Below are 20878 nucleotides of genomic sequence, written 5' to 3'. Positions count from 1 at the left end.
TTGAATTTTAAGAATAAAATAACCAGTAAGCCTGACGGCAACCCGACAACCGATCGGAAAACGAAACGCTAAGAAACAGAACGTAACATCACCGTTCTTTTTTAAATCAGATAACGAGGGCTTTTCACCCTCTTTATTTTAACCCGCAGGCGGAAATCGTCCTGACAATGAGCAGGCTGCTGAAATCGCCATATACTGAATGCATATTCTTTTCGGAATATAAACGCATTCAATTTATGGCAACGCAGCAGGCGGCATTTCCGCGCTACTGCTCAGGAGAGATTAACATGGATCAAACCGCATTTTTGATCGGGTTTTCGGTCATGGCAATTGCGTCACTGGTTATTTACGCCACCGGCGGCAAAACATTTCCTTCCCGTCATCATACCCTCATGCATGCATCCGTCCCTTTTATCGCCGCCACCGCCTATCTGGCCATGGCATTCGGGTTCGGTAATCTGACGCTGGACAGCGGCAGCACCGTCTATCTGGCGCGTTACGCTGACTGGTCGATTACGACGCCGATTTTACTGGCAGGACTGGTCATGCTCGCCTTCCATGAACACGGTAAACCCGGTGAAATGGGCGGTTTTCTCACTGCCATCATCGTGCTGGATGTCATGATGATTATCACCGGTCTGGTTTCGTCACTGGCTGAAACGGCGGCGGCGAAATGGGTCTGGTACCTCTGGTCCTGTGCCGCGTTTCTGGGTGTGGTTTACCTGCTGTGGGGACCGCTTCGCACCATGGCGGCCAATCGCGGCAGTGCACTGGCGGGTGCCTACAATAAAAATGTCGCGCTGCTGACCGTCGTCTGGTTCATCTATCCGATTGTGTTCCTCGTCGGTCCGGAAGGCCTGAAAATCATTACCGACCCCTCATCGGTCTGGGCATTTTTAGTGCTGGATATCATCGCGAAGGTCTTCTATGCCTTTTACGCGGCGGCTAATCTGGAAAAAGCGCTCGACCATACCCGCCGCACGGGTACCGTGAAGTGATAACACGATCAGGGGCCGGATGGATGGCTCTGTGGGGGGCAGCCCTGGCTGCCTCCTTCTGCCCGCTGTCCGTACAGGTGCTGTTTGCGGTTATCGCTATCGGGATTATCGGCATGGCGCATGGCGCCAGCGATCTGGACGTGGTTCAGCGTCGCCGCCGGCTGCCGTTTCTGGCCCTGTATGGCGCAGTGATTGCGCTCTGTCTGCTCTGGTGGTACCGCGCGCCAGGGCTGGCGTTGCCCGGTTTTCTGGTCGCCTCAGCTGTCCATTTTGCTCTTGAGGATGCACCGCACGGCGGACTGACAGAACGTCTGGCGCGGGGGATTACGATGATAGCGGCCCCGGCCACCCTTCATCTGCCCGCGTTCAGGTCTATCCTGCATCAGGCCGGGCTGGCTTCCGTGATGCCGGGGTCTGTGACGGCGGCCCTTGCGATCCTCGGTGGCATCGGTGCGCTGGGGCTGACTTTCACCGGGCTTCTTCGGCGGGATGGACATCTTATCGCGGGCATACTGGCGCTGCTGCTGCTGCCGCCTTTCGTCGGCTTTTCGATGGGATTTTTGATTCTGCACGCGCTGCCGCAAACCCGACTGCGTCGTGACCAGCTGGGCTTTACCACGTACGCGGGCTATCTCCATCTGACCTGGCCGATATTGACCGCGGCCATAGTGCTGGCCTCGCTGATCATTTATATGATGTTACCCGGTGACGTTGCGGGCATCCGGTCGCTGTTTGCCGCCCTTGCCGCGCTCGCCCTTCCGCATATGCTGGTGACACCCTGGTTTGAACCGCCGCAGCAGGCGTGACGCGGTCTTAGAGGGCCAGTCCCGATTCAGCAATAAAATCGATAAAGCAGCGGACCCGGGCGGAGAGGTAGCGGCCGGAGGGCCACACGGCGGAGAAGTGCCCCTGCTGTGTACAGCAACCCTGCATCACTTCTTTCAGTTGTCCCTCAGCCAGCGCGTCGCGAACGGCGAAGTCGGGCAGATAGCTGATACCCATTCCCGATAAGCTCAGGCCAATCGCCGCTTCAATGTTATTTACCGTCAACACCGATGCCGCTCTGGGTTCAGCACCGGGCCGCAGCCCCTGAAGCTCCCACGTCTGTAGCAAGCCGGTGGCGGGCAGGCGGAAAAAAATGCACCTGTGCTCAGCCAGATCATCCGCTGACGCCGGAACCCCGGAATTGTTCAGATAAGCGGGACTGGCACAGAGGAGGAAGCGGAAATGACCCAGCTTCTTTGCCGTCAGCCTGGAATCAGCTAACTCGCCGCTGCGGATAGCCACGTCAAATCCTTCGTCGATGATATTCACCAGCCGATCGCTGAAATCCAGATCCAGTTCGATCTGAGGATAACGGCGGGTAAACGCGGGGAGTGCAGGAAGCAGTAATCTGTAGCCCGCGGCGGGGAGTGAGACCCGGAGTCTGCCTGCGGGTTCTGCGACACTGCTCGCCAGTGCTGACTCAGCTTCCTGAAGCTGTTCCAGGATCGCTTTGCATCGGGTCAGGAGTGCCGCCCCTTCCGTCGTCAGGCTCACATTTCTTGTGCTGCGGTTAAAAAGCCGCACGCCCAGTTTTTGTTCAAGTCTGGCGACGTTCTTACCAACTGCTGACGCTGAAATTCCCAGCAGTCGCGCAGCCTGAACAAAGCTCAGCGTCTCGGCTGTCCGTACAAAGGAGGTGAGAGAAGTCAGGCTGTCCATCGATTATCAACTTTATCTCCATTGAGACCGTCCATCCAGTCTATTTATCCGCTCAGATGTCCGCAATAACATCGCAGCAGTTTCACTCATTCGCTGTCAGGATAAAAGGTCTTGTTATGTCATACAGAGCCCGCGCGCTTTTTCGCCACACCAGAACCCCAGCCGCCCTTACCGTTTTTATGGCGGCGCTGCTTTTACCGTTGAGTTTCACCGGCGGTGTGGTTACCACGCCTGCCATCCAGCACATGCTGGGCGGTTCCCCTGCCGAGCTGTCATGGCTGACGAACGGATTTATGCTGACGTTTGGCAGTTTTCTGCTGACAGCAGGCATTGCTGCAGACGCCCTCGGCAGAAAACCTGTTTTTATCGCTGGCGCAGCGCTGTTCTGTCTCAGCAGTCTCATCATCGGCGTGATGAACAACCTGATAATGCAGGGCCTGCTCAGGTCCCTGCAGGGGCTGGCCGCGGCCATGCTCTTAGCCAGCGGCAGCGCGCTGCTGGCCGGGATCTATGAGGGCACAGACCGGACGCGGATGTTCAGTCTGCTCGGCACCCTCTTCGGCGCTGGCTTAGCGTTTGGACCGCTGGCGGTGGGCTTTATTACCGATACCCTCGGCTGGCGCTGGGTCTATACCCTGTTTGCGCTGCTTTCAGGCGGCGTGCTGCTCGCCGGCAGAGCATACCTGCCGCTATCGGCGCTGAACGCCTCTCATCCGGCAGATAAAGCCGGGCTGACGCTGTTTACGGGGGCGCTGATTCTGTTTACCACTGCGATGATGCTGTTACCCACGTTCGGGTTTTTATCCCCTCTGCCGCTGGTGCTGTTCCTCTGCTCCATACTGTTTCTGGGTGCATTTATTGTGCGTTGTCAGCGCATTGCCCATCCTGTGCTCGATATTTCCCTGCTGCGCAGCCCGCGCTTCGCCGGGATTCTGCTGCTGCCGGTGGCAACCTGCTACTGCTACGTTGTGCTGTTGATCATCGTTCCGCTGCACTTTATGGGGGGCAATGGATTCAGTGAGTCGCGAAGTGCGCTTTTCCTTATGGCCCTGACTGCACCGATGCTGGTTCTTCCCGCCTGCGCCGCCGTGCTGACGCGCTGGTTTTCACCGTCCGTGGTGTCAGCATCCGGGCTGATGATCGCGGCAGCCGGGTTACTTTTCCTCGGGCAGGCGTTACAGGGTCACAGCACCCTGCTGCTTATCGTCGCATTGCTGATAACCGGTGCAGGCGCGGCGCTGCCGTGGGGGCTGATGGATGGACTTGCCCTCTCTGCGGTTCCGGTTGAAAAAGCCGGGATGGCGGCCGGCCTGTTCAACACCGTTCGTGTAGCGGGAGAAGGCATCGCGCTGGCGATGGTTTCCGCCTTTCTTACCAGAATGAACGCTGTGAACCTCAGCAAAAGCGTTCAGGGGCTGACATCAGCGGAGATGCACCAGGCGGCAGCCTGGCTGGGAGGCGGCAATCTTAAGCAGGCAATAACACTTTTACCCGGCGTTTCCCGCGCAGTGGTCCAGAATAGTTATGACAGCGCCTATCTGTGCCTTTTCCGGGTGCTGGCAGCCATCACACTGTGTTGCGCGCTGGCTGTCCTGGCCCTGTCGGGCCAGCCGCGCCGGGAAAACACCTTTTCTGAGGAGAGTGAATAACCTATGCGAATCCCTGACTATCCCTCGACAGATTCAGATAAGTGGGCACAGGTGGATGCCTGGTTTTCTGAAAAGCTTGCGCCCGAAGATGCTGAATTAAATTTCGCGCTCTCTAACAACGCAAAGCAGGGCTTACCTGCTCATGATGTGTCTGCTTTGCAGGGAAAAATGTTGTCACTGTTCGTACGGATGTCGCAGGCCGTCCGGGTTCTTGAAATCGGTACGCTTGGCGGATACAGCACGATCTGGATGGCCAGAGCGCTTCCTCAGCATGGAAGCGTGACCACTATCGAATACAGTGAGCATCATGCAGAGGTCGCCCGCCAGAATATCCATCAAGCCGGGCTGACGCACTGCGTTACGCTGCACACTGGCGCAGCGCTTGATATCCTGCCTGACCTGGAGGCGCCCTTTGATCTGATTTTTATTGATGCCGACAAGGTGAACAATCCATGTTATCTGGAATGGGCCATCAGACTTTCTCGCCCGGGCACGGTTATCGTCGGTGATAACACGGTGCGTGGCGGACAGGTGCTTGATGCGGAAAGTCACGATCCTAATGTCCGGGGCCTGCGGGAGTTTGTCCGGATGATTGCTGAGGATGAGCGGCTTGACGCCACCGCCATTCAGACGGTGGGTGAGAAGGGATGGGATGGTTTTGTGCTGGCCCTGGTTAAGGCCGGGCGCGCTGTCAGTCCAGGCTGATAACAATCTTCCCGAATGCGCCCCGGTCAAGATGCGCCAGTGCCGCAGGCAGTTCATCGAACCGGTAGGCTTTATCGATGACCGGCTTCAGGTTTATGACATCCACCGCCCGGACCAGATCCTCCAGCGCCCGCCGGTGCCCCACGCCGATGCCCTGAACCGTCGGAGATTTGAGCAACAGCAGTCCGCCAGAGGCTGACGTATCGTGCGTGTCCATCATCCCGATCAGGGAGATGCGGCCATGTGAGGCGACAGCGCGGACAGAATCGGCGAAGTTACGCCCGCCGACGGTGTCTATCACATGGTCAATACCCCTATCGTGCGTCAGGCGGTAAACGGCTTCGACCCACTCTTCCTTTTGACGGTTAATGCCATGGGTTGCCCCCAGCGCGGTTGCTGCCGTCAGCTTCTCATCACTGGAGGAGGTGATAAAGACCTCTGCACCCATCGCACGGGCGATCTGAAGTGCAAACAGAGCCACCCCGCCGGTTCCCTGCACCAGAACGCTTTCGCCCGCTTTAAGGCCGCCGCGTTCAATCAGTGCAAACCAGGCGGTCAGCCCCGCACAGACCAGGGTGCAGGCTTCCGCATCGTTCAGCGTTTGCGGCGCGTTGACCAGCCACGCTTCGTTCATCACCACATATTCTGCCAGCACGCCCTGCAAGGCGTAGCCGAGGGTGTTGTAATGCGGATTTCTGGCGTTGTTAACCGCCTTTCCCTCGATCCAGTCTGCGTTGAACGAGGAGATGACGCGATCACCCTGTTTAAAACGAGATGTGCCCGGACCGACAGCCTCAACCACGCCGGCCATATCGGAACCTGGCGTAAAGGGCATCGGCATTCCTTTTCCCATCCCACCTTCAATAATGACCTTATCCCGGAAGTTAAGGGCAACGGCACTTACCCGGACCAGCACTTCGCCCGGCCCCGGCTGCGGGATGGCTGTCTCGGTGAGTGTCAGATGCTGACGGCCAATCTCATTCAGTGTCCAGCGTTTCATGGTGTGATTCATCGCGATTCCTGTAGGGGTTAAGAGCAGAGATCAGAATCGTAACATTGCCTTTTAAGATACGACGGCGATACTATTTCTCGTCATTGATTCCGCTGAGGCGACAATATGAAAAGCGAAATGAACACCATTCCGGTATTTGTGGCCGTGGCTGAATCCATGAGTTTCTCTCAGGCAGCTGAGCGGCTGCACGTTACGCGCTCTGCCGTCGCAAAAACCATCGCCCGTATCGAAGAGAGACTTGGCGTCACGCTGTTTAACCGCACCACCCGCAAACAGAGTCTTACCGATGAAGGCGCGCTCTATTATGAATATTGCCGCCGGGCGATGAACGAACTCAAGGCTGCCGAGGATCTGCTGGAGAGCGGCAAGCTGCAGGCCAGCGGTAAACTTCGCGTATCGGTGCCGGTGCTGCTGGGGCACCTCTGTGTCTCGCCTGTCTTCTCCGCGCTGGCGAAAGCGCACCCGAAGCTGGAACTGGAGATATCTTTCAGCGATCGTCAGGTCGATTTGTCCGGGGAGGGTTTCGATCTGGCAGTCAGGATTGGCGCGCTGGCTGACAGTAGCAGCCTGATAGCCCGGCGGCTGGCTTATCACAGGATGGTCTTCTGCGCGTCACCGGACTATCTCAGCCAGGCTGGCGAACCGGCTTCCCCGGATGAACTCCGGCACCATGCGGCAGTGGCCTACATCCGTGGCGGACAGGTGCTGAAGTGGCAGGTTAAAAATGAACGGGGTGACGCGGTGGAGATTTCGCCGCCTGCCCGATTCACCCTGGATGATATGCAGGCGGTAAAAGATATGACGCTGACGGGGGCGGGTATCGCCTGGTTACCTTACTGGCTGGTGCGGGACGACCTCATCAGCGGCAGCCTGAAACAGATACTGAAAGAACATACCTCCGGAAGCTGGCCGGTTTCTGTCGTCTGGCTGCGCACGCCGCATCAGTCGCTGAAAGTCAGGCTGGCTATTCAGGCGCTGTTCAGCGCCCTGCCAGCGATGATGGACGCTGCTGAAGCGCAGGTCTGATGGCGTGCCATAAACATCAGACACAAACCTGATGCGTAATGACAGCGCCGGGGCTGTAGTGCTGTAGGTTAGGGGCTTTATGTCCTGGCGAGTCATTGAGCTGAGCAGACCGAAGAGATCCAGCCCAAAAAAAAGCCCTGACAGGATTGCCAGGGCTGAATAAAAAATCTCTCGAGGGTCATCTACCCATCGTTAAAGCCAATCTACCACAAAAAATGCCAAAGTAAATAGCAAGCGATAAAATCGCTGATTTATTTATAGCTTGCTATTCACATAGCCGCATAACCGCTTTTCTCAGACACGACGCCGACGTTTCTTCATGCTGTTTCAGCCGCCTTACCATCCCCCCTCCCCCGCCGTCACAAGGAAAAAATCAAATTCCGCCGGGAACTGCCGATAACAGCAGATAGCGACATTGCCTACGCAGGAGAAAGCACCCATGTCATTACCCGATACCCATAGTGAGCAACAGGAAATCACCGAGATCACGGCGCGTGCGGGCGCTATCCTGCGGACGCTTCGGGACAGTCTGCAACAGCTGGGACTGGATAAAACCATTGCCGAGGTTGCGGGAAGCATCCCCAACGCGCGTGAAAGGCTGGGCTACGTGGTCACACTGACCCGTGAAGCCGCAGATGAGGTTATTAACAGCGTTGAAATAACCCAGCCGGTACAGACTCAGCTGACAGAAAAGGCCGATCGATTACTGCAGCGCTGGAATGCCACGTCAGCAGAGCCCCTGACGAAAGAGCAAACACATCTGCTAGCAGCAGATACCGTAGCCCTGCTGGACGATGTCCCTCATGCCACGAATCTGACACGTCAGCATCTGCACGCCATTATGATGGCGCAGGGATTCCAGGATATTACCGGGCAGATCGTGCAGGCGATGATGGCGGTGCTGAATCAGGCAGAGCAGCAGTTAATTCAGGTGATCCGCGATAAATCAGCCTCGCCAGCCAGCGCCGCGCGCGCTACGCCGCCGGCACCTGCGTTCTCAGCTGAACCAGCCGCCAGTCAGGATGATGTGGATGATCTGCTGGCCAGTCTGGGGATATAAAACGGCTGCGTGAAGACGTATGGCGGCCATCAACGCCGCCAAAGGTATTTCCTGTCAGTGATTGTGATCCCGCAGAAAAACGGTCAGCACATCTTTTGGCGGAACACCGCCGCACTCCGAGATTAACCAGCCTGTCGCGCCGCGGTGGTAGCTTCCATGCAAAAGCATGTGATTCAGCATATCAACGGCCCTCATTCTGCCCTCGCCTCCATCGACAAAACGGAATGTAATCATTTCGTCTAAATCGGCGGGAGAGAGTGCGCTGACATATTCAATATAGCCGTTGGTACAGGCGGCCATTTTAACTTCAAGCTCTTCTGCTGTGGGTGTTTCAGGCGTGTTCAGGGCCGTATAGCCGTGCGGCTTGCCCGAAATATTGGCGCTGAAAATCATGTCTGTCACATATATGTGGTTCATCAGCCTTAACATCAGATGACGTTTATGTGCATCAGCATTGTCGCTGAGGCCTTTAATCGTTTTAAGGGTTTCGGCATCAATCCAGCGTTTGAATTTTAAAAGTGTAACCAGTGTGTCCCTGTCCATGCTTTTTCCTGATTAGCCTGTTCTGATAGCCTGACAATAATACACAACTTATCGCAGCGTTTAATCTCTCAGGTATTACCTGCCCCTGATAAGACTCCGCCAGCGTTGAGCGGAGTCTCTGTTACGGGGTTAATCAAACACACCGTTGATGACGGCGGTCACGATTGCCGTACTCAGGGCAATCAGCACTAAATCGTCGCCCACGGCTCGCCACTCGTAGCCCGGGTAGTAAGGCAGATCGTTTAGCATGGAAGCGGGCAACGCTTTTTTCGCAATGCCGGGCGGTAACGGTTTACCGCGTGCCACTTTCTTCGCGATGCCCGGTGGCAGGGACTGATAGCCGACCAGGCCATAGTTGACGGCAAGGCTCCGTGCACGAGAGAAGTTGATGTCGGCGTCTACGCGATCGGGTTTCCCGGCATTTTTACGATGTCCATGTTCGTTTTTTGATTTTGCGTTACCCGGCCCTTTATTGCCGTGCGCGCCATTGTTCCCGTGATTCCCGTTACCCTGACCTCCGCCGTGACCGTTGCCATTGCCATTGCCATTGCCATTGCCAGGATTTGCATAAACCGGTGCAGCACAGACGGCCAAACCTATAACCAGCGCAACGGCTGCTTTAAGAGTACGTTGCTTAAGCATGATAGAATTCCTTAATATCGATTGCGTCTCTGAAATATTAGCTAACGTGGCAAAGTTAACAATCTCACGATCTCTTAAAGCCGCGTTTCCTGCTTTAAGAAAAAGATTATTTTAATGATCGGACAGACATTGAAGAAATGGTGTTTTAACGCAAACTGGCCGCATAAAATAGTGATTCTGATTCTGTCTGAGGATTTAATTCACCGCCACTTCATGGTGACAGATGCCGGTATTAAGGCAGCAAGTCGAATCGCCTTTTTCAGCGCTTATTAACGCATGCAGACTTATTCAGAGAAGAATGATTCCAAATCGCTTCAGTAATATTGCCCAGAGGGCAAAGAGCACGACGGTTATCGCGCAGGCGATGAGCAGTGTCAGCCAGAAGCCAGCACGCGGGTAAATAAAGGGGAACAGGATAAACATCGGCAGTGTCGGCACCACGTACCAGAAGGTATACCAGGCGTGAGCGGCAATTTTTTCCTGTGCCTGCCCTTCGAGCTTCATCCAGATAAGCACCAGCAGGGTCACCAGCGGCAGGGCCGCGAGCAGGCCGCCGAGCCGGTCGCTGCGCTTTGCCACTTCTGAGATCAGTACCACCATAAAGGCCGTTATCGCATATTTTGTCACGAGCCAGATCATCACACTCTCCTGAATCTTAAACCCACAAGTCAGCCCTGTGGGTTTAATAAAGCACCAGCAACGGCAGCAATATTCCCTGGCGGTAACGTTGTGAAGATCATCACGTGAATGCGCTTCACGCCATCGCAGCCATTATTTCTGCAGCCATTTTTCCAGCTGTTCGATTTCACCCTTCTGCGCTTTAATGATCTCCTGCGCCATCTTTCTCATTTCAGGATCTTTACCATATTTCAGCTCCGTTTCAGCCATGGCAATCGCTCCTTTGTGATGCTCGGCCATGCCGCTGGCAAAGGCTCTGTCAGGATCCTGCTCCTTCATTGCCGCCATCATGTTGTGATGCATCTTCTGCATGCCCGCCATGTACTCTTTTGATGCGGGAGAATCCGGCATGTCGTGCGTCATGTTCATCTCTGCTTTCTGCGCCATGGCCGTCACCGGCATAACCACCAGCAGTGATAGCAGGGCCATCTGTGACTTTTTCATGTTCTCTTCCTTTTGCGGGTTAAGAATTCTGAGTGTAGCTGACGGCAACCTGCATTTGCGCTAACCTGGTGATTAAGCCGGTCTGATCCGATTTGACCTCTGAGCAGAGATCGGGATGCAGAACAGATCTGAACCATTAAGCTCATCAGCGTGAGAGATCATGAAAAAACCCATCGTCCCTGAAGACTTCAAACACTATTACCATGACTGGCACTTCTCTCCGGTTATCGAATCCGATGGCACATTCTATCTCTCAGGGGTTACCGCTGCGCGTAAGGACAAACCGATAAGCACAGATCCTGGCGAGCAATTTCATGATGCGTTTTATAAGCTGGGCGTTTACCTGAACGCTGCCGGTCTAACCTATGACAACATTGTGGAGATGACCACTTTTCATATCGACCTGAAAAAACATATCGCCCTGTTTTCCAGCGTGAAAGATGCCTATATCAAGGCCCCCTATCCGGCATGGTCTGCGATCGGCGTGTCGGAATTTATTCCGGAGAATGCGCTGGTGGAAATGAGGATTGTGGCCAGAAAATAGTGTCAGCCCGGCGTCAGTGTGAAGAAACGAAAACTGAGGCGTCCTGCGCAGGCGGAACAGCAAAGTGTTTCTGCATGCGTTTGATCTCCTCTGCCGGAGGCAGACCAAACAAGCGTTTAAATTCACGATTGAACTGCGAAGGGCTCTCATAGCCCACGGCGAAACTGGCAGAGGCCGCGGTCATCTGCTGACGAACCATCAGCATTCGCGCCTGGTGGAGGCGTACCGATTTCACATACTGCATCGGTGGCAAGCGGGTGATCGCTTTAAAATGAAGATGAAAGGTCGGCACGCTCATGCCCGCTTCATGAGCCAGCTCAGTCAGCGTCACGGATTCTGCATAGGTGGCATGGATGCGCTGCAATACTTTTCCTATCCTGCTGAACTGCCCCTGTAACGCCAGCGCGGCTCGCATGGCATTACCCTGCGCACCGGTCAGTACGCGGAAATAGAGCTCCCGCAATCGCGCCTGGCCAAGAATCTCAGCTTCAAGCGGATTGTTCAGGACCTTAAGCAACCCCTCCACAGCTGACCTCACCGGCTCATCCATCGGGCTGGAGATCATGCTCTGTGGCGCGGTTGCTGGGTGCAGCGCCTCATGCTGATCGATCTGCAACATAAGCTCAGCGGCCAGCTGAAAATCCAGATGCAGATAAATGGCCAGCAGGGGATGCGCTGCTGACGCGTCGGTTTCCATCGTAAACGGAACCGGCACGGACACCGCCAGATAGTGCTGCTCATCATAGATGTAGGTCTGCTGGCCAAAATAACCGCGTTTGCTGCCCTGACAGACAATCACGATCCCGGGGTCGTACAGCACCGGCGTTCTGGCCAGCGGGCGATCGGACCGCAAAATGCGCACACCCGATAACGCAGTCAGGTTGTAGCCCTCCTGCGGGGCAAGGGCTTTTATCAGGTTGATCATGTCGGACATCGCTGCACCTCATAAGATCAGGCAATAAAACGAGAAGAAAGGGCCTGAAAATCCGGCTCCACAGAGAATACCATGCAATTCCGACAATTCATGGAGGTTCTGATTATGACAACGGCAAAAACAATCTTAATCACAGGTGTCAGCAGCGGGTTTGGTCTTGCTCTGGCACAGGAGGCACTCAGGGCCGGGCATCGGGTCATCGGCACGGTGCGTAACCGTGCAGCGCTGGAGGCATTTGAGGCGCTGGATCCTGCGCGTGCGGCAGGCCGTCTGCTGGATGTGACAGAGGCTGAGCGTATTGATGAGGTGGTCAGGGAGATTGAGTCTACCTTCGGTGAAGTTGATGTGCTGGTAAACAACGCCGGTTACGGCCACGAAGGCATCATGGAGGAGTCTTCTCTGGAAGAGATGCGCCACCAGTTTGACGTTAATGTCTTTGGCGCGGTCGCGATGATAAAGGTTCTGCTGCCGGGCATGCGTCAGCGCCGTCGCGGCCATATCATTAACATCACCTCGATGGGCGGTTTTATCACCCTGCCCGGCATCAGCTACTACTGCGGCAGCAAGTTTGCATTAGAGGGCATTTCAGAAACCTTAGGCAAGGAACTGGCACCCTTTAATATCGCGGTTACCGCTGTGGCCCCCGGCTCATTCCGCACAGACTGGGCGGGGCGTTCGATGGTAAGAAGCGCGCGCACGATTCCGGACTATGACGCATTATTCGACCCCATCCGTCAGGCCCGTGAAGAAAAGAGCGGAAAGCAACGCGGTAACCCCGCAAAGGCTGCCCGGGCCATACTGGCACTGATTGAAAGCCACAATCCACCCGCTCATCTGTTGCTGGGCAGTGATGCCCTGGACTTAGTGCGCCAGAAGCTGACGGCACTCAGTGCGGAGATCGATCGCTGGGAAACGGTTACGCGCTCGACGGATGACTAACCGGTTCCGCGACGGCGGGATGGAAGGGAAACGCTGGCTGAGACGTCCGTGCGCCCGGAGGTGCGCCGGATTAAGCGGATACTCAGCCCTGCTCCCACCGCCAGGCAGCCAGCCATCGTCAAAAGCGCAACGATAAACGCCTGCGAAATCCCGGCTGCACTTTTATCACTGCCGAGCAGGCTGTAGAAAAGTCCGCCGATGACGGCCACGCTGAGCGCCGTGCTGATTTGTAACGCGGCGCTGGTGACGCCCGCAATCATCCCTGAAAACGGCGCCGCAACCTGGCCTGTCACCATCCGCACCAGCGTTGGCATGGCCAGCCCCTGACCCAGCCCCGTCAGGAAAAGGAGCGCCGCGAGCGGCAGCATGGCGGGAGAGTGGCCTGTCTGCGTCGTGGCGATCAGCCATGCCAGCCCCGCCAGTCCCGCGGTCTCGCATCCCATCCCGATGGCGCTGAGCAGATTGCCGACAAAGCGTCTCAGGTAAGGGGTGAGCAATGGCCCGATCAGAAATCCCAGACCAAAGGGCAGAAAAAGCGTGCCTGCTGTCAGCGCGTTCAGATGCAGCGCGCCCTGCAGATACACAGAAAAGAGCAGAAAGAAGGTCCCAATCGAATAGAACAGCAGAACGATGACCAGTCCCTGCCCCAGGCCCGGCGCGCGCAACACAGTCGGATTCAGCAGTGGCGTTCCGCCCTTCAGGCTGAGGTGATGCTCATAACGCCATAATGCCGAGGCCAGCAGCGGGACCGTCACAAAGAGCAGCCACGTCCACCAGGGCCACCCTGCCTCCCTGCCTTCAATCAGTGGAACAATCAGCGCGCTCAGCGTCAGCGTTGCCAGCAGTGTGCCAACAGGATCGAGTCGCTGAGCGGTGGGGGCCCGCGTTTCCTTCAGCAGCGGCAGGCCAAAAAGAACAACCAGCAGCGCTACCGGCAGGTTAACCAGAAAAATTGCCCGCCATCCGAGATGAAACAGATCGGCCTGAATCAGAATGCCCCCCAGCACCTGTCCGATAACAGAAGCCAGCCCAAACACGGCACCATAAATACTCAGCGCCAGCGGTCTCTCCGCTTCAGGAAAAATAGCCTGAACGGAGGCCAGCGCCTGCGGGGCCATAATGGCGGCTGTCACCCCCTGCAGTAGGCGTCCGGCAATCAGAACCCAGGGTGACCAGGCAAAACCACACAGCACAGAGGCAGCGGCAAAACCGATCAGCCCCAGAAAGAACATTTTTCCACGACCATAAATATCACCCAGACGCCCTCCGGTAATCAGCGTCACCGCATACATCGCGGCATAAGAGGAGATCACCAGCTGCTCCGCCGAGGATGACGTACCCAGGTCATGCTGAATCGCGGGCAGTGCCACGTTGACGATAAAGAAATCGAGCGGCGGCAGGAAAGCGCCGACAAGTAAAATGATAAACATGGCCCAGCGACGTGGCTCGGCCTGCGGGATGTGATGTATGGACATTAATCACTCCTTAGAAAATGGAAACGTCCCCCGTCAGGGACATGAGGCGAGGGATCGGAAGGGGCGTGTCGCCTCTGTCAGCCCAGCGGCGCGACAATCAGCGCATACCGCCGGAGGCCAGTATCACTTCACCGTTAATCCAGCCCGCTTCCTCTGAAGCGAGAAAAGAGACGATCGGTGCAACATCGTCCACCTGACCGATACGGCCGAGCGGCGTCTGCGCTTCATTCCACGTCCGGAACGCTGAATTCATTGCGCCAGCGCTGTGACTTCCTTCTGTTTCGATCAGACCGGGATTGACCGCATTTACCCGGATGCCGCGCGGGCCGAGCTCTTTTGAAAGAACCCCTGTGATGGCATCTATCGCGCCTTTAGCCCCGCTGTAGATGGCGCTTTCGGCGATGAAGACGCGGGTGACAAACGAACTGATGTTGATGATGCTGCCTCCCCTGCCCATGTAAGGGACGGCCGCCGCGGTGACTAACAACGGCCCCAGAACATTGATGTCGAACTGGCGGCGATAGAGCGCTTCGGTGCTCTCCTCAATGGCAGCAAACTGATAAACACCGGCGTTGTTCACCACAATATCCAGCTGTCCGTAATGCGCGAGCGTGGTGCTGACCAGAGCTTCAACGCCGGCCTGGCTGGTGACATCGGCCGCCACAGCCAGCGCCTCACCCGCGGCCGCGTCGATAGCGGCGACCACCTGCTCAGCCCCCTCTCTGTCTGAGAGGTAACTGACAACCACTTTCGCCCCCTCGGCGGCCAGCTGACGGGCTATTGCGGCTCCGATACCTTTTGAACCACCGGTAACAAGAGCGACTTTGTCTTTTAATCTCTTCATAGTTAGCTTCCTGATAAAGAGGCCTGCGGCGACCCGATGAAAGCTATGTTGATACCTTCAAAGTTGTTTGAGAACTGACACTTTTGTATATTCGATGTTCATTTTTGTACGGAGGGGCGCGGCTGTGGAGTGGAGTGATGTTCAGGTATTTCTGGCCGTCATGCGTAACGGCTCTTACGGGAAAGCGGCCCTGAGTCTGGGCGTGAGTCATCCGACGGTAGGACGCCGCATAAAGGCCCTGGAGGATGAGGCGCAGCAGGCACTGTTTCGCCGGACACAGGATGGCCTGGTGCTGACCGATGCCGGTGACGGCGTGATGAAACTGGCCGAAGCGATGGAAAATTCGGCGCTGGCGATGGAGCGACGCCTCGCCGGAAATCATGAACGCCTTGAAGGGATATTACGTATCTCAGCGGCAGAGTGGTTTACTAACTACGTGCTCGCACCGGTTCTGAGCGAACTGACGCGCCGTCATCCGGCGATCGTGCCGGAGGTGATCGCCAGCTTTCGCCTGCTCGATCTGTCGCGCCGCGATGCCGACGTCGCATTTCGAATTGTGCCTTTTACCGATCCCGACATCGTTCAGCGACGTCTGATGAGCGTGCCTTATGCCCTTTACGGGACGCCAGAGAAGGCGGAGGCGCTGTTAAGCGCCCCCTCGTCGGTGGGGCTAATCCTGATGAACAGCGCACAGTCACACTTTCCTGACGTTTCCTGGCTTCTGGAACGGTTTCCGCAGTCGGCCCCGGCATTCAAAAGCACCAGCCGGGCTGTTCAGGCGCAGATGTGCCTGCGCGGGATGGGCGTCGCCGTGCTGCCTCAGCCACTGGGCGACGCCACGCCGGGCCTGCAGCGCATTGCCACGCCAGATATGCCGCCTTCAAGGGATATCTGGGCAGGCTATCATCAGGACCTCCGTCATATGGACCGGCTGCGTGCCCTGCTTGATCTTGCAGAAACGATGCTGGCCCCGAAACCCGACTGACAGTGCATGACGGAATCAGGTGGCTTAGACCGTCACTTTACGCCTGCGACCATTTTTAAGAGTCAGCGTGATGGCGGAAATCAGGAAATAGAAGACGCCAAACGCCGCGTAGGGGGCAACCGTGGTGACATCCAGATGCATATCACTGCTCGCCTGCCTGAACATAAAAATGCCCGCCAGCGCAGATTGCGCACCACTTAAAATCATCGCCCATTGCCCATTGGAAGATTTCCAGCGGCGGAGGGACGCTGAAAGCTGAAGCAGGCCCGAAAATATTGCCCAGATACCAAAGACTTTGATGGTCGCATTTATGCTGACGGAGAGTGACCAGATAATGGCCGCCGCGACCATCAGGCTCACAATCAGATTAAACTTCTGCGGTGGATTTACCGCTAATCCGCCTGACTTACTGGCATCTAAATAATTTGCCAGGGCATCCCAGGCCGGATAGAGAATAAAGAGAACGGCTCCGATGCCGGGATGGTCTTTACCAATCAACACCGCGAGTAAAATCCAGATAACAGATGCGGTCGCACGGATATAGTAATAAGACTGAAGCCATTGGTTCTGGGCGTGCGTAATAGATGGTTGAGGGGTCTGCATAATAACTCTCCGGTTTGATCTGAAGGTAAATATTTTCACAGGCGCTGACTGACTCAGTGCCCGGCGTTTCAGTGAGACGGGGCAATATCATTCAGGTCGTTTTCGCTAATTTCTCTCCGGCGATAACCGGCTTTGTTTATCAGACGAATGCTGAGTATTCGCAATGGCCCTCCTCTGGGGCTCAAAGCAGGGAACCGGACGATCTCAGGCGCAGTCCAGATAACAATCGGTGTTAACGGGCTCACACTTCCTGGCGGGTAAGGTGGCGGGCAGACAAACGGCACGTCCGGGATCAGTGAATAAACGTCAGCGTCACATCTCAACGCGAGTTCATTTTTATTCATCAGCTGGCACGGCAATGAAGCAGATTCACGATGCTCATCCGCATGGCAGACGGCCTCTGAGACTCGCTTTCTGTCCGCCAATAGTTGCGCAAGCAGTGCATCAATGTGCGTCCGCTGGGGAGTGGCAGCGACCGCTATTTTTTGCCCGGCGGGCAGCGGGACCTTTTGAGCCAGTGAAAGCCGGACCTGATTCTGCAACTGCGTCTGAAAACCGGCTGCAATGGCGTCAGGCTGGTTACTCATTCTTAAACAGAATGAAGAGAGAACAGGTAATGATGGCAGAGCACGAACTGTCGTCATAAATAACTTCCTCGTGTTTGCTGAGACAAAAGCGATCTGTTCCGCCAGCGGATGCATGGCAGAGATTCCGGATGATGTAATTACCGGAGATAATTAACCGTTCTTCTGGATAGCCCGCAATAAAATTCAGCAGCAGCGCGCTGAATTTAAATGAAAGCTGAAAAATAGTAACAGGTGCCGCAAAAGCGGCTGTTTACCCGGACTCGCTTAGTGATTTTTCAGTAATCGTTTTATTACCGGTTCGACAATTTGCAGGAATATGTCGGGATTATTAAAAGCGCGTGCAGCAATAATCGCACCATGTACCGTCGCCATTACCGATTTCGCTTCTGCTGCTGCACTTTCCTGCAGGTTAAACACATGGCTCTTATTTCCCCTGTCGAGCACGGCGGTCAGCCATTCCGTGAGATCGCTGAAATGTCCGGTCACTTCCTGAGCGACCTCTTCAGGTAAAACCGGTAACTCCACAGCCAGCATCACACAGATACAGAAAGGCGAGTTGTTCTCTTTTATGCAGGTGGCCCAGAAGTTCACATAGCTGTTAATCTCCCCCAGGGCATCTCCGGCGAAGTGCTGACTGATTGCCGACATGCCTGTCTGTGCCTGCTGACGATAATCACTCACCACCGCCTGCACCAGATCCGCTTTGGCGGGGAAATGGTGATGAATACTGGATTTGCGGATTTTTACCCGTTCAGCCAGATCGGCATAGCTGAAGCTGTTATATCCGCCGGAGGTGAGCAGCATTCGGGTATGGTGCATTATTTCTTCGGCTTTCTGTGAACGTTCGGTACTCATGCATGCTCCGACAGTTGAGATCATTTAGCGGCAAATCGGTAAACGGCCCTGAACCTACTGACCGCCATGCGGGTTGTCAAGCGAGCCTGGCGCGCCTCCTTTACGCTTACTCAGGCCAGCCATACTGCTGAACACCCCATCACGGCGTATCAACCCATGGAACAGGGCAGCGGCAAGATGCAACATCACCGTCATGAAAAGGGCCAAAGCAACCCAGCTGTGAAGCGGCCGCAGCAGAGCATAGGCGTCGTTGCTGACAGGAAAAATGGCCGGCAGCACCCGGTTACCCAGGGTAATGGGATAACCAGCGGCCGACTGCATCGCCCAGCCGATGAGTGGCTGAGCCAGCATCATGGCATACAGCGCCCAGTGGGACAGATGCGCTAACCCCTTCTGCCAGCCCGGTAGCGTGGCCGGCAGCGCAGGTTTAGCGGTGGTGAAGCGCAGCCAGAGCCGCACAATCACCAGCAACAGAATCATCAGGCCCAGCGGTTTATGTATGGCCACCAGCAGGCTGTGCCATGACGACACCGTGGAGACCATGGCGACACCCATAAACAGCATTGCCATGATGGCCGCGGCCATCAGCCAGTGGATGATGCGCAGTGCCGGGTGAAAAGTGTTTTTCTGTTTCATCAGTGAGCCCCGGCCTGTTCGTGGGTGCGAGCATTATAAGATTTGGCATACGCAGATGAACGCGCATTCAGAAGCGGGTCATCCGAAGCTGCAATGCCATCCGGTAAAATCAGCGGATCGTAATTGATGTCGTTACACGCGCCATCCAGCTGAGCCGTCATCGTATGGATGGTGAGGGTTCCGGCAGTGATTTTCCTGCGGTCTTCTGGCCACGCCACCGACGCATCATTGCCTTTATCCCCTGCATCCGCCTCGGTGATGATCAGGTCCCAATGCTGCGGCCCCTGTGCCAGTCGCTGCTGCAAATCGTTCCGTAAGAAGTCAGCGTCCCCCTTCTCTTTTACCGCTATCGGCTGATAGTCAGCGTGCGGCACCATACTCCAGCGCACCAGATGGGAATGGCCTGCGGCATCGATAAAATTAAAGGCGTTCAGGCTGTTAAAGCGATCGCTTACCCAGCTGGAAGAAGGCACTGCCTGCTTTGCCCAGCCAAAAAAGCGTTTGATCTCCGGGTGCTGCTGCACAAAAGCCTGAACTTTAGCGGGATCGGGTTTACCCGTTCGGGCATCCGGCAGCGTAGCGGCCTGCAGATCGTAAAAACCCTCCACGCTCTGGACCGGAAAGAACGGCATCGCATTCATGCCGGTTCGCCACTGTTCACCATTTTTCTGATAAAAGGCCAGCGCCATGCTGCGCACCGGCACCGTATAGTCAGGCGCATGGGGATTGCCGCCTGCAATTGCCAGACGACCCACCACAGGCGTCACCCCTGGCGCGAAGAGCGCGGCGCGCGACAGGGCACTGGCGTTACCGTTTGACGAAAAGTCGCCCAGAATACAGACGCCTTTAGCATGATTGCGGCGAAAGCCTGGATGCCTGCCGCCCGACTTTTCTAAAGCCGTGACCAGCTTATCCGATGTCAGCCGCGACCTGTCCAGCCAGCCACCCGCCCACAGTAAGAGCGCAATCAGCAGTAACGGTATGACAGCGATTATCGCCAGACGCGCTAATTTCTGACGGTCAGAAAGAGAAGATTTATTCATTAATACACTCAACATTGCAGAAATTAACGTCAACGCTCATCCGCGCGTCATCCTTCACGTTTTGCCTCTGACAGAACGATGAACCCGTAAATCGCGCCGGGCCTGCAATGAATCTACTAGTAGGTAGGCTGAGGTGTCAAACGACTTTGCGTCTTTCTTTTAATCATCTGTGCTTTAGAGAGGAAGCTGGATGGGGCGCATCAGGAGTTGCAAACAGCGTCTTGCCGGCCGGTACATCGCGACAAATGGCGTCCACTCTTCCGGACGCCCTGCCCACCCGGCACGCTGTTTACTCAGTAAACCCTGAGCCGGTTACTGCGACATCTGTTGGGCAGATTTCAGATGCTCCCCGACAACCGGGGTATGCGCGTCGGCCAGCGCTTTTACATCCGGATCTTTTATCGTCTTAGCATCACTTTCCAGCGTTGACAGCACCATTTTATGGTCTTTCAGGCCGGCATTTTCCATATACATTTTGTCAAATGCCCCGCCGCTCTGCTTTTCCAGTTCCAGGGCCATCGCCTTATGGGTGGCATCCGGCTCAGTGGGTAACGCGACCCCTTTTTGCTGAGCGACCGTCTGCACTTTGGTCAGGGCAGCGCCGTGATCGGCAACCATCTTCTGAGCGAAGGCCTTAACGTCAGCGCTTTGCGACTTACTGAGCGCGATTTTTGCGGCGGCAATTTCATTGATATTGGCCTGCGCCATCTCTTTAACCGCTTTCTGGTCGCCGGCGCTGAGTTTTCCGTTCGATGCGGAGGAGGCGGGATTACCGCTTTGCGGTGTGTTTGTCTGCGTCTGAGCCTGCACGCTGGCAGTAGAGAACAGGGTCACCACTGCTGAGACAGCCAGCAGCCCTTTCACCGATTTTGTATATTGCATTGTGTACTCCTGAACAGGGCGGGAGAAAATGAACTCTGCACGGCACAAAGTTCCGGACAAAATAGATCTGAATACCGTGCAGAAATAGCG

General features: G+C 55.8%; 24 protein-coding genes. 9 read left to right on the top strand and 15 right to left on the bottom strand.

Annotated elements, in window-relative coordinates:
* Window positions 1–287: 287 nt before the first annotated feature.
* A complete protein-coding gene (locus tag FJW00_RS07540) occupies window positions 288–998 on the top strand; it encodes a bacteriorhodopsin (protein ID WP_058957156.1) in 711 nt (236 codons plus the stop codon).
* 23 nt (window positions 999–1021) lie between these two features.
* Window positions 1022–1804 (top strand): Brp/Blh family beta-carotene 15,15'-dioxygenase, encoded by a 783-nt coding sequence (locus tag FJW00_RS07535; RefSeq protein WP_140923405.1) that lies wholly within the window; start codon window positions 1022–1024, stop codon window positions 1802–1804.
* Window positions 1805–1811: 7 nt separating this feature from the next.
* Here FJW00_RS07535 and FJW00_RS07530 read toward each other — a convergent pair whose 3' ends face one another.
* The gene (locus FJW00_RS07530; protein ID WP_140923404.1) at window positions 1812–2702 is read right to left on the bottom strand and encodes a LysR family transcriptional regulator; all 891 of its coding nucleotides are present in this window, start codon (window positions 2700–2702) and stop codon (window positions 1812–1814) included.
* A 116-nt stretch (window positions 2703–2818) separates the two neighbouring features.
* On the opposite strand from FJW00_RS07530, the gene FJW00_RS07525 reads away from it, so the two are divergent.
* Together FJW00_RS07525 and FJW00_RS07520 are read left to right on the top strand one after the other, a co-directional pair.
* Entirely contained in the window at window positions 2819–4351 is a 1533-nt protein-coding gene (locus FJW00_RS07525; protein ID WP_140923403.1) for an MFS transporter, read from the top strand.
* A gap of 3 nt (window positions 4352–4354) precedes the next feature.
* Entirely contained in the window at window positions 4355–5056 is a 702-nt protein-coding gene (locus tag FJW00_RS07520) for an O-methyltransferase (RefSeq protein ID WP_058957138.1), read from the top strand.
* Here FJW00_RS07520 and FJW00_RS07515 read toward each other — a convergent pair.
* Window positions 5043–6068 (bottom strand): zinc-dependent alcohol dehydrogenase family protein, encoded by a 1026-nt coding sequence (locus FJW00_RS07515; protein ID WP_058957137.1) that lies wholly within the window; start codon window positions 6066–6068, stop codon window positions 5043–5045. The two genes, FJW00_RS07520 and FJW00_RS07515, sit on opposite strands and share 14 nt — an antisense overlap.
* Window positions 6069–6173: 105 nt before the next feature.
* Here FJW00_RS07515 and FJW00_RS07510 point away from each other — a divergent pair, with 105 nt between their 5' ends.
* Window positions 6174–7094 carry a LysR family transcriptional regulator gene (locus FJW00_RS07510; RefSeq protein WP_140923402.1) on the top strand — a complete coding sequence of 307 codons (921 nt, stop codon included), beginning with the start codon at window positions 6174–6176 and terminating at the stop codon, window positions 7092–7094.
* A 439-nt stretch (window positions 7095–7533) separates the two neighbouring features.
* A complete protein-coding gene (locus tag FJW00_RS07505) occupies window positions 7534–8154 on the top strand; it encodes a protein phosphatase CheZ (RefSeq protein ID WP_009092907.1) in 621 nt (206 codons plus the stop codon).
* A 54-nt stretch (window positions 8155–8208) separates the two neighbouring features.
* On the opposite strand, the gene FJW00_RS07500 is transcribed toward FJW00_RS07505, so the two are convergent.
* From FJW00_RS07500 to copM, 4 genes are all read right to left on the bottom strand, one after another.
* The gene (locus tag FJW00_RS07500) at window positions 8209–8697 is read right to left on the bottom strand and encodes a DinB family protein (protein ID WP_140923401.1); all 489 of its coding nucleotides are present in this window, start codon (window positions 8695–8697) and stop codon (window positions 8209–8211) included.
* A 129-nt stretch (window positions 8698–8826) separates the two neighbouring features.
* Window positions 8827–9339, bottom strand: coding sequence for an anti-virulence regulator CigR family protein (locus FJW00_RS07495; protein WP_140923400.1), 513 nt, complete (start codon window positions 9337–9339; stop codon window positions 8827–8829).
* Between the two features lie 288 nt (window positions 9340–9627).
* Window positions 9628–9978 (bottom strand): DUF3147 family protein, encoded by a 351-nt coding sequence (locus FJW00_RS07490; protein WP_009092904.1) that lies wholly within the window; start codon window positions 9976–9978, stop codon window positions 9628–9630.
* Between the two features lie 132 nt (window positions 9979–10110).
* Window positions 10111–10446 (bottom strand): CopM family metallochaperone, encoded by a 336-nt coding sequence (gene copM / locus FJW00_RS07485; protein ID WP_370462009.1) that lies wholly within the window; start codon window positions 10444–10446, stop codon window positions 10111–10113.
* Between the two features lie 175 nt (window positions 10447–10621).
* On the opposite strand from copM, the gene FJW00_RS07480 reads away from it, so the two are divergent.
* Window positions 10622–11005, top strand: a complete 384-nt coding sequence (locus FJW00_RS07480; RefSeq protein WP_140923399.1) for a Rid family hydrolase — start codon at window positions 10622–10624, stop codon at window positions 11003–11005.
* Between the two features lie 13 nt (window positions 11006–11018).
* Here FJW00_RS07480 and FJW00_RS07475 read toward each other — a convergent pair whose 3' ends face one another.
* The gene (locus FJW00_RS07475; protein WP_140923398.1) at window positions 11019–11939 is read right to left on the bottom strand and encodes an AraC family transcriptional regulator; all 921 of its coding nucleotides are present in this window, start codon (window positions 11937–11939) and stop codon (window positions 11019–11021) included.
* 105 nt (window positions 11940–12044) lie between these two features.
* Here FJW00_RS07475 and FJW00_RS07470 point away from each other — a divergent pair, with 105 nt between their 5' ends.
* The gene (locus FJW00_RS07470; protein WP_140923397.1) at window positions 12045–12878 is read left to right on the top strand and encodes an oxidoreductase; all 834 of its coding nucleotides are present in this window, start codon (window positions 12045–12047) and stop codon (window positions 12876–12878) included.
* Here FJW00_RS07470 and FJW00_RS07465 read toward each other — a convergent pair.
* Window positions 12875–14353 carry an MFS transporter gene (locus tag FJW00_RS07465; RefSeq protein ID WP_140923396.1) on the bottom strand — a complete coding sequence of 493 codons (1479 nt, stop codon included), beginning with the start codon at window positions 14351–14353 and terminating at the stop codon, window positions 12875–12877. The two genes, FJW00_RS07470 and FJW00_RS07465, sit on opposite strands and share 4 nt — an antisense overlap.
* Before the next feature lie 97 nt (window positions 14354–14450).
* Entirely contained in the window at window positions 14451–15197 is a 747-nt protein-coding gene (locus FJW00_RS07460) for an SDR family NAD(P)-dependent oxidoreductase (protein ID WP_140923395.1), read from the bottom strand.
* 124 nt (window positions 15198–15321) lie between these two features.
* On the opposite strand from FJW00_RS07460, the gene FJW00_RS07455 reads away from it, so the two are divergent.
* Complete coding sequence (locus tag FJW00_RS07455; RefSeq protein ID WP_058957126.1) at window positions 15322–16182, top strand: LysR family transcriptional regulator; 861 nt, start codon at window positions 15322–15324, stop codon at window positions 16180–16182.
* Window positions 16183–16206: 24 nt separating this feature from the next.
* On the opposite strand, the gene FJW00_RS07450 is transcribed toward FJW00_RS07455, so the two are convergent.
* The 6 genes from FJW00_RS07450 to FJW00_RS07425 form a co-directional block, all read right to left on the bottom strand.
* Entirely contained in the window at window positions 16207–16824 is a 618-nt protein-coding gene (locus tag FJW00_RS07450) for a DUF308 domain-containing protein (RefSeq protein ID WP_258317022.1), read from the bottom strand.
* Window positions 16825–16853: 29 nt separating this feature from the next.
* Complete coding sequence (locus FJW00_RS07445) at window positions 16854–17486, bottom strand: hypothetical protein (protein WP_140923394.1); 633 nt, start codon at window positions 17484–17486, stop codon at window positions 16854–16856.
* Between the two features lie 150 nt (window positions 17487–17636).
* Window positions 17637–18227 (bottom strand): TetR/AcrR family transcriptional regulator, encoded by a 591-nt coding sequence (locus tag FJW00_RS07440; RefSeq protein WP_140923393.1) that lies wholly within the window; start codon window positions 18225–18227, stop codon window positions 17637–17639.
* 54 nt (window positions 18228–18281) lie between these two features.
* On the bottom strand, window positions 18282–18863 hold the full coding sequence (locus FJW00_RS07435; protein ID WP_140923392.1) for a cytochrome b: 582 nt from the start codon (window positions 18861–18863) through the stop codon (window positions 18282–18284).
* Window positions 18863–19906: a catalase family peroxidase gene (locus FJW00_RS07430; protein WP_140923391.1), complete on the bottom strand. Its 1044-nt coding sequence runs from the start codon at window positions 19904–19906 to the stop codon at window positions 18863–18865. Before FJW00_RS07430 ends, FJW00_RS07435 begins: the two co-directional genes overlap by 1 nt.
* A 312-nt stretch (window positions 19907–20218) precedes the next feature.
* Entirely contained in the window at window positions 20219–20788 is a 570-nt protein-coding gene (locus FJW00_RS07425; protein WP_140923390.1) for a DUF4142 domain-containing protein, read from the bottom strand.
* Window positions 20789–20878: the final 90 nt, after the last annotated feature.

It is taken from the genome of Pantoea anthophila (assembly GCF_006494375.1).
Classification (GTDB): Bacteria; Pseudomonadota; Gammaproteobacteria; order Enterobacterales; family Enterobacteriaceae; genus Pantoea; species Pantoea anthophila.
The sequence above is the reverse complement of the archived record's forward strand: the minus strand, read 5'-3'. Positions and strand labels throughout refer to the sequence as shown.

Bases quoted from the DNA above. Each gene is read 5' to 3' on its own strand.
- FJW00_RS07540 (WP_058957156.1), top strand. From the start codon at position 288: ATGGATCAAACCGCATTTTTGATCGGGTTTTCGGTCATGGCAATTGCG.
- FJW00_RS07535 (WP_140923405.1), top strand. From the start codon at position 1,022: ATGGCTCTGTGGGGGGCAGCCCTGGCTGCCTCCTTCTGCCCGCTGTCC.
- FJW00_RS07530 (WP_140923404.1), bottom strand. From the start codon at position 2,702: ATGGACAGCCTGACTTCTCTCACCTCCTTTGTACGGACAGCCGAGACG.
- FJW00_RS07525 (WP_140923403.1), top strand. From the start codon at position 2,819: ATGTCATACAGAGCCCGCGCGCTTTTTCGCCACACCAGAACCCCAGCC.
- FJW00_RS07520 (WP_058957138.1), top strand. From the start codon at position 4,355: ATGCGAATCCCTGACTATCCCTCGACAGATTCAGATAAGTGGGCACAG.
- FJW00_RS07515 (WP_058957137.1), bottom strand. From the start codon at position 6,068: ATGAATCACACCATGAAACGCTGGACACTGAATGAGATTGGCCGTCAG.
- FJW00_RS07510 (WP_140923402.1), top strand. From the start codon at position 6,174: ATGAAAAGCGAAATGAACACCATTCCGGTATTTGTGGCCGTGGCTGAA.
- FJW00_RS07505 (WP_009092907.1), top strand. From the start codon at position 7,534: ATGTCATTACCCGATACCCATAGTGAGCAACAGGAAATCACCGAGATC.
- FJW00_RS07500 (WP_140923401.1), bottom strand. From the start codon at position 8,697: ATGGACAGGGACACACTGGTTACACTTTTAAAATTCAAACGCTGGATT.
- FJW00_RS07495 (WP_140923400.1), bottom strand. From the start codon at position 9,339: ATGCTTAAGCAACGTACTCTTAAAGCAGCCGTTGCGCTGGTTATAGGT.
- FJW00_RS07490 (WP_009092904.1), bottom strand. From the start codon at position 9,978: ATGATCTGGCTCGTGACAAAATATGCGATAACGGCCTTTATGGTGGTA.
- copM (WP_370462009.1), bottom strand. From the start codon at position 10,446: ATGGCCCTGCTATCACTGCTGGTGGTTATGCCGGTGACGGCCATGGCG.
- FJW00_RS07480 (WP_140923399.1), top strand. From the start codon at position 10,622: ATGAAAAAACCCATCGTCCCTGAAGACTTCAAACACTATTACCATGAC.
- FJW00_RS07475 (WP_140923398.1), bottom strand. From the start codon at position 11,939: ATGTCCGACATGATCAACCTGATAAAAGCCCTTGCCCCGCAGGAGGGC.
- FJW00_RS07470 (WP_140923397.1), top strand. From the start codon at position 12,045: ATGACAACGGCAAAAACAATCTTAATCACAGGTGTCAGCAGCGGGTTT.
- FJW00_RS07465 (WP_140923396.1), bottom strand. From the start codon at position 14,353: ATGTCCATACATCACATCCCGCAGGCCGAGCCACGTCGCTGGGCCATG.
- FJW00_RS07460 (WP_140923395.1), bottom strand. From the start codon at position 15,197: ATGAAGAGATTAAAAGACAAAGTCGCTCTTGTTACCGGTGGTTCAAAA.
- FJW00_RS07445 (WP_140923394.1), bottom strand. From the start codon at position 17,486: ATGCATCCGCTGGCGGAACAGATCGCTTTTGTCTCAGCAAACACGAGG.
- FJW00_RS07440 (WP_140923393.1), bottom strand. From the start codon at position 18,227: ATGAGTACCGAACGTTCACAGAAAGCCGAAGAAATAATGCACCATACC.
- FJW00_RS07435 (WP_140923392.1), bottom strand. From the start codon at position 18,863: ATGAAACAGAAAAACACTTTTCACCCGGCACTGCGCATCATCCACTGG.
- FJW00_RS07430 (WP_140923391.1), bottom strand. From the start codon at position 19,906: ATGAATAAATCTTCTCTTTCTGACCGTCAGAAATTAGCGCGTCTGGCG.
- FJW00_RS07425 (WP_140923390.1), bottom strand. From the start codon at position 20,788: ATGCAATATACAAAATCGGTGAAAGGGCTGCTGGCTGTCTCAGCAGTG.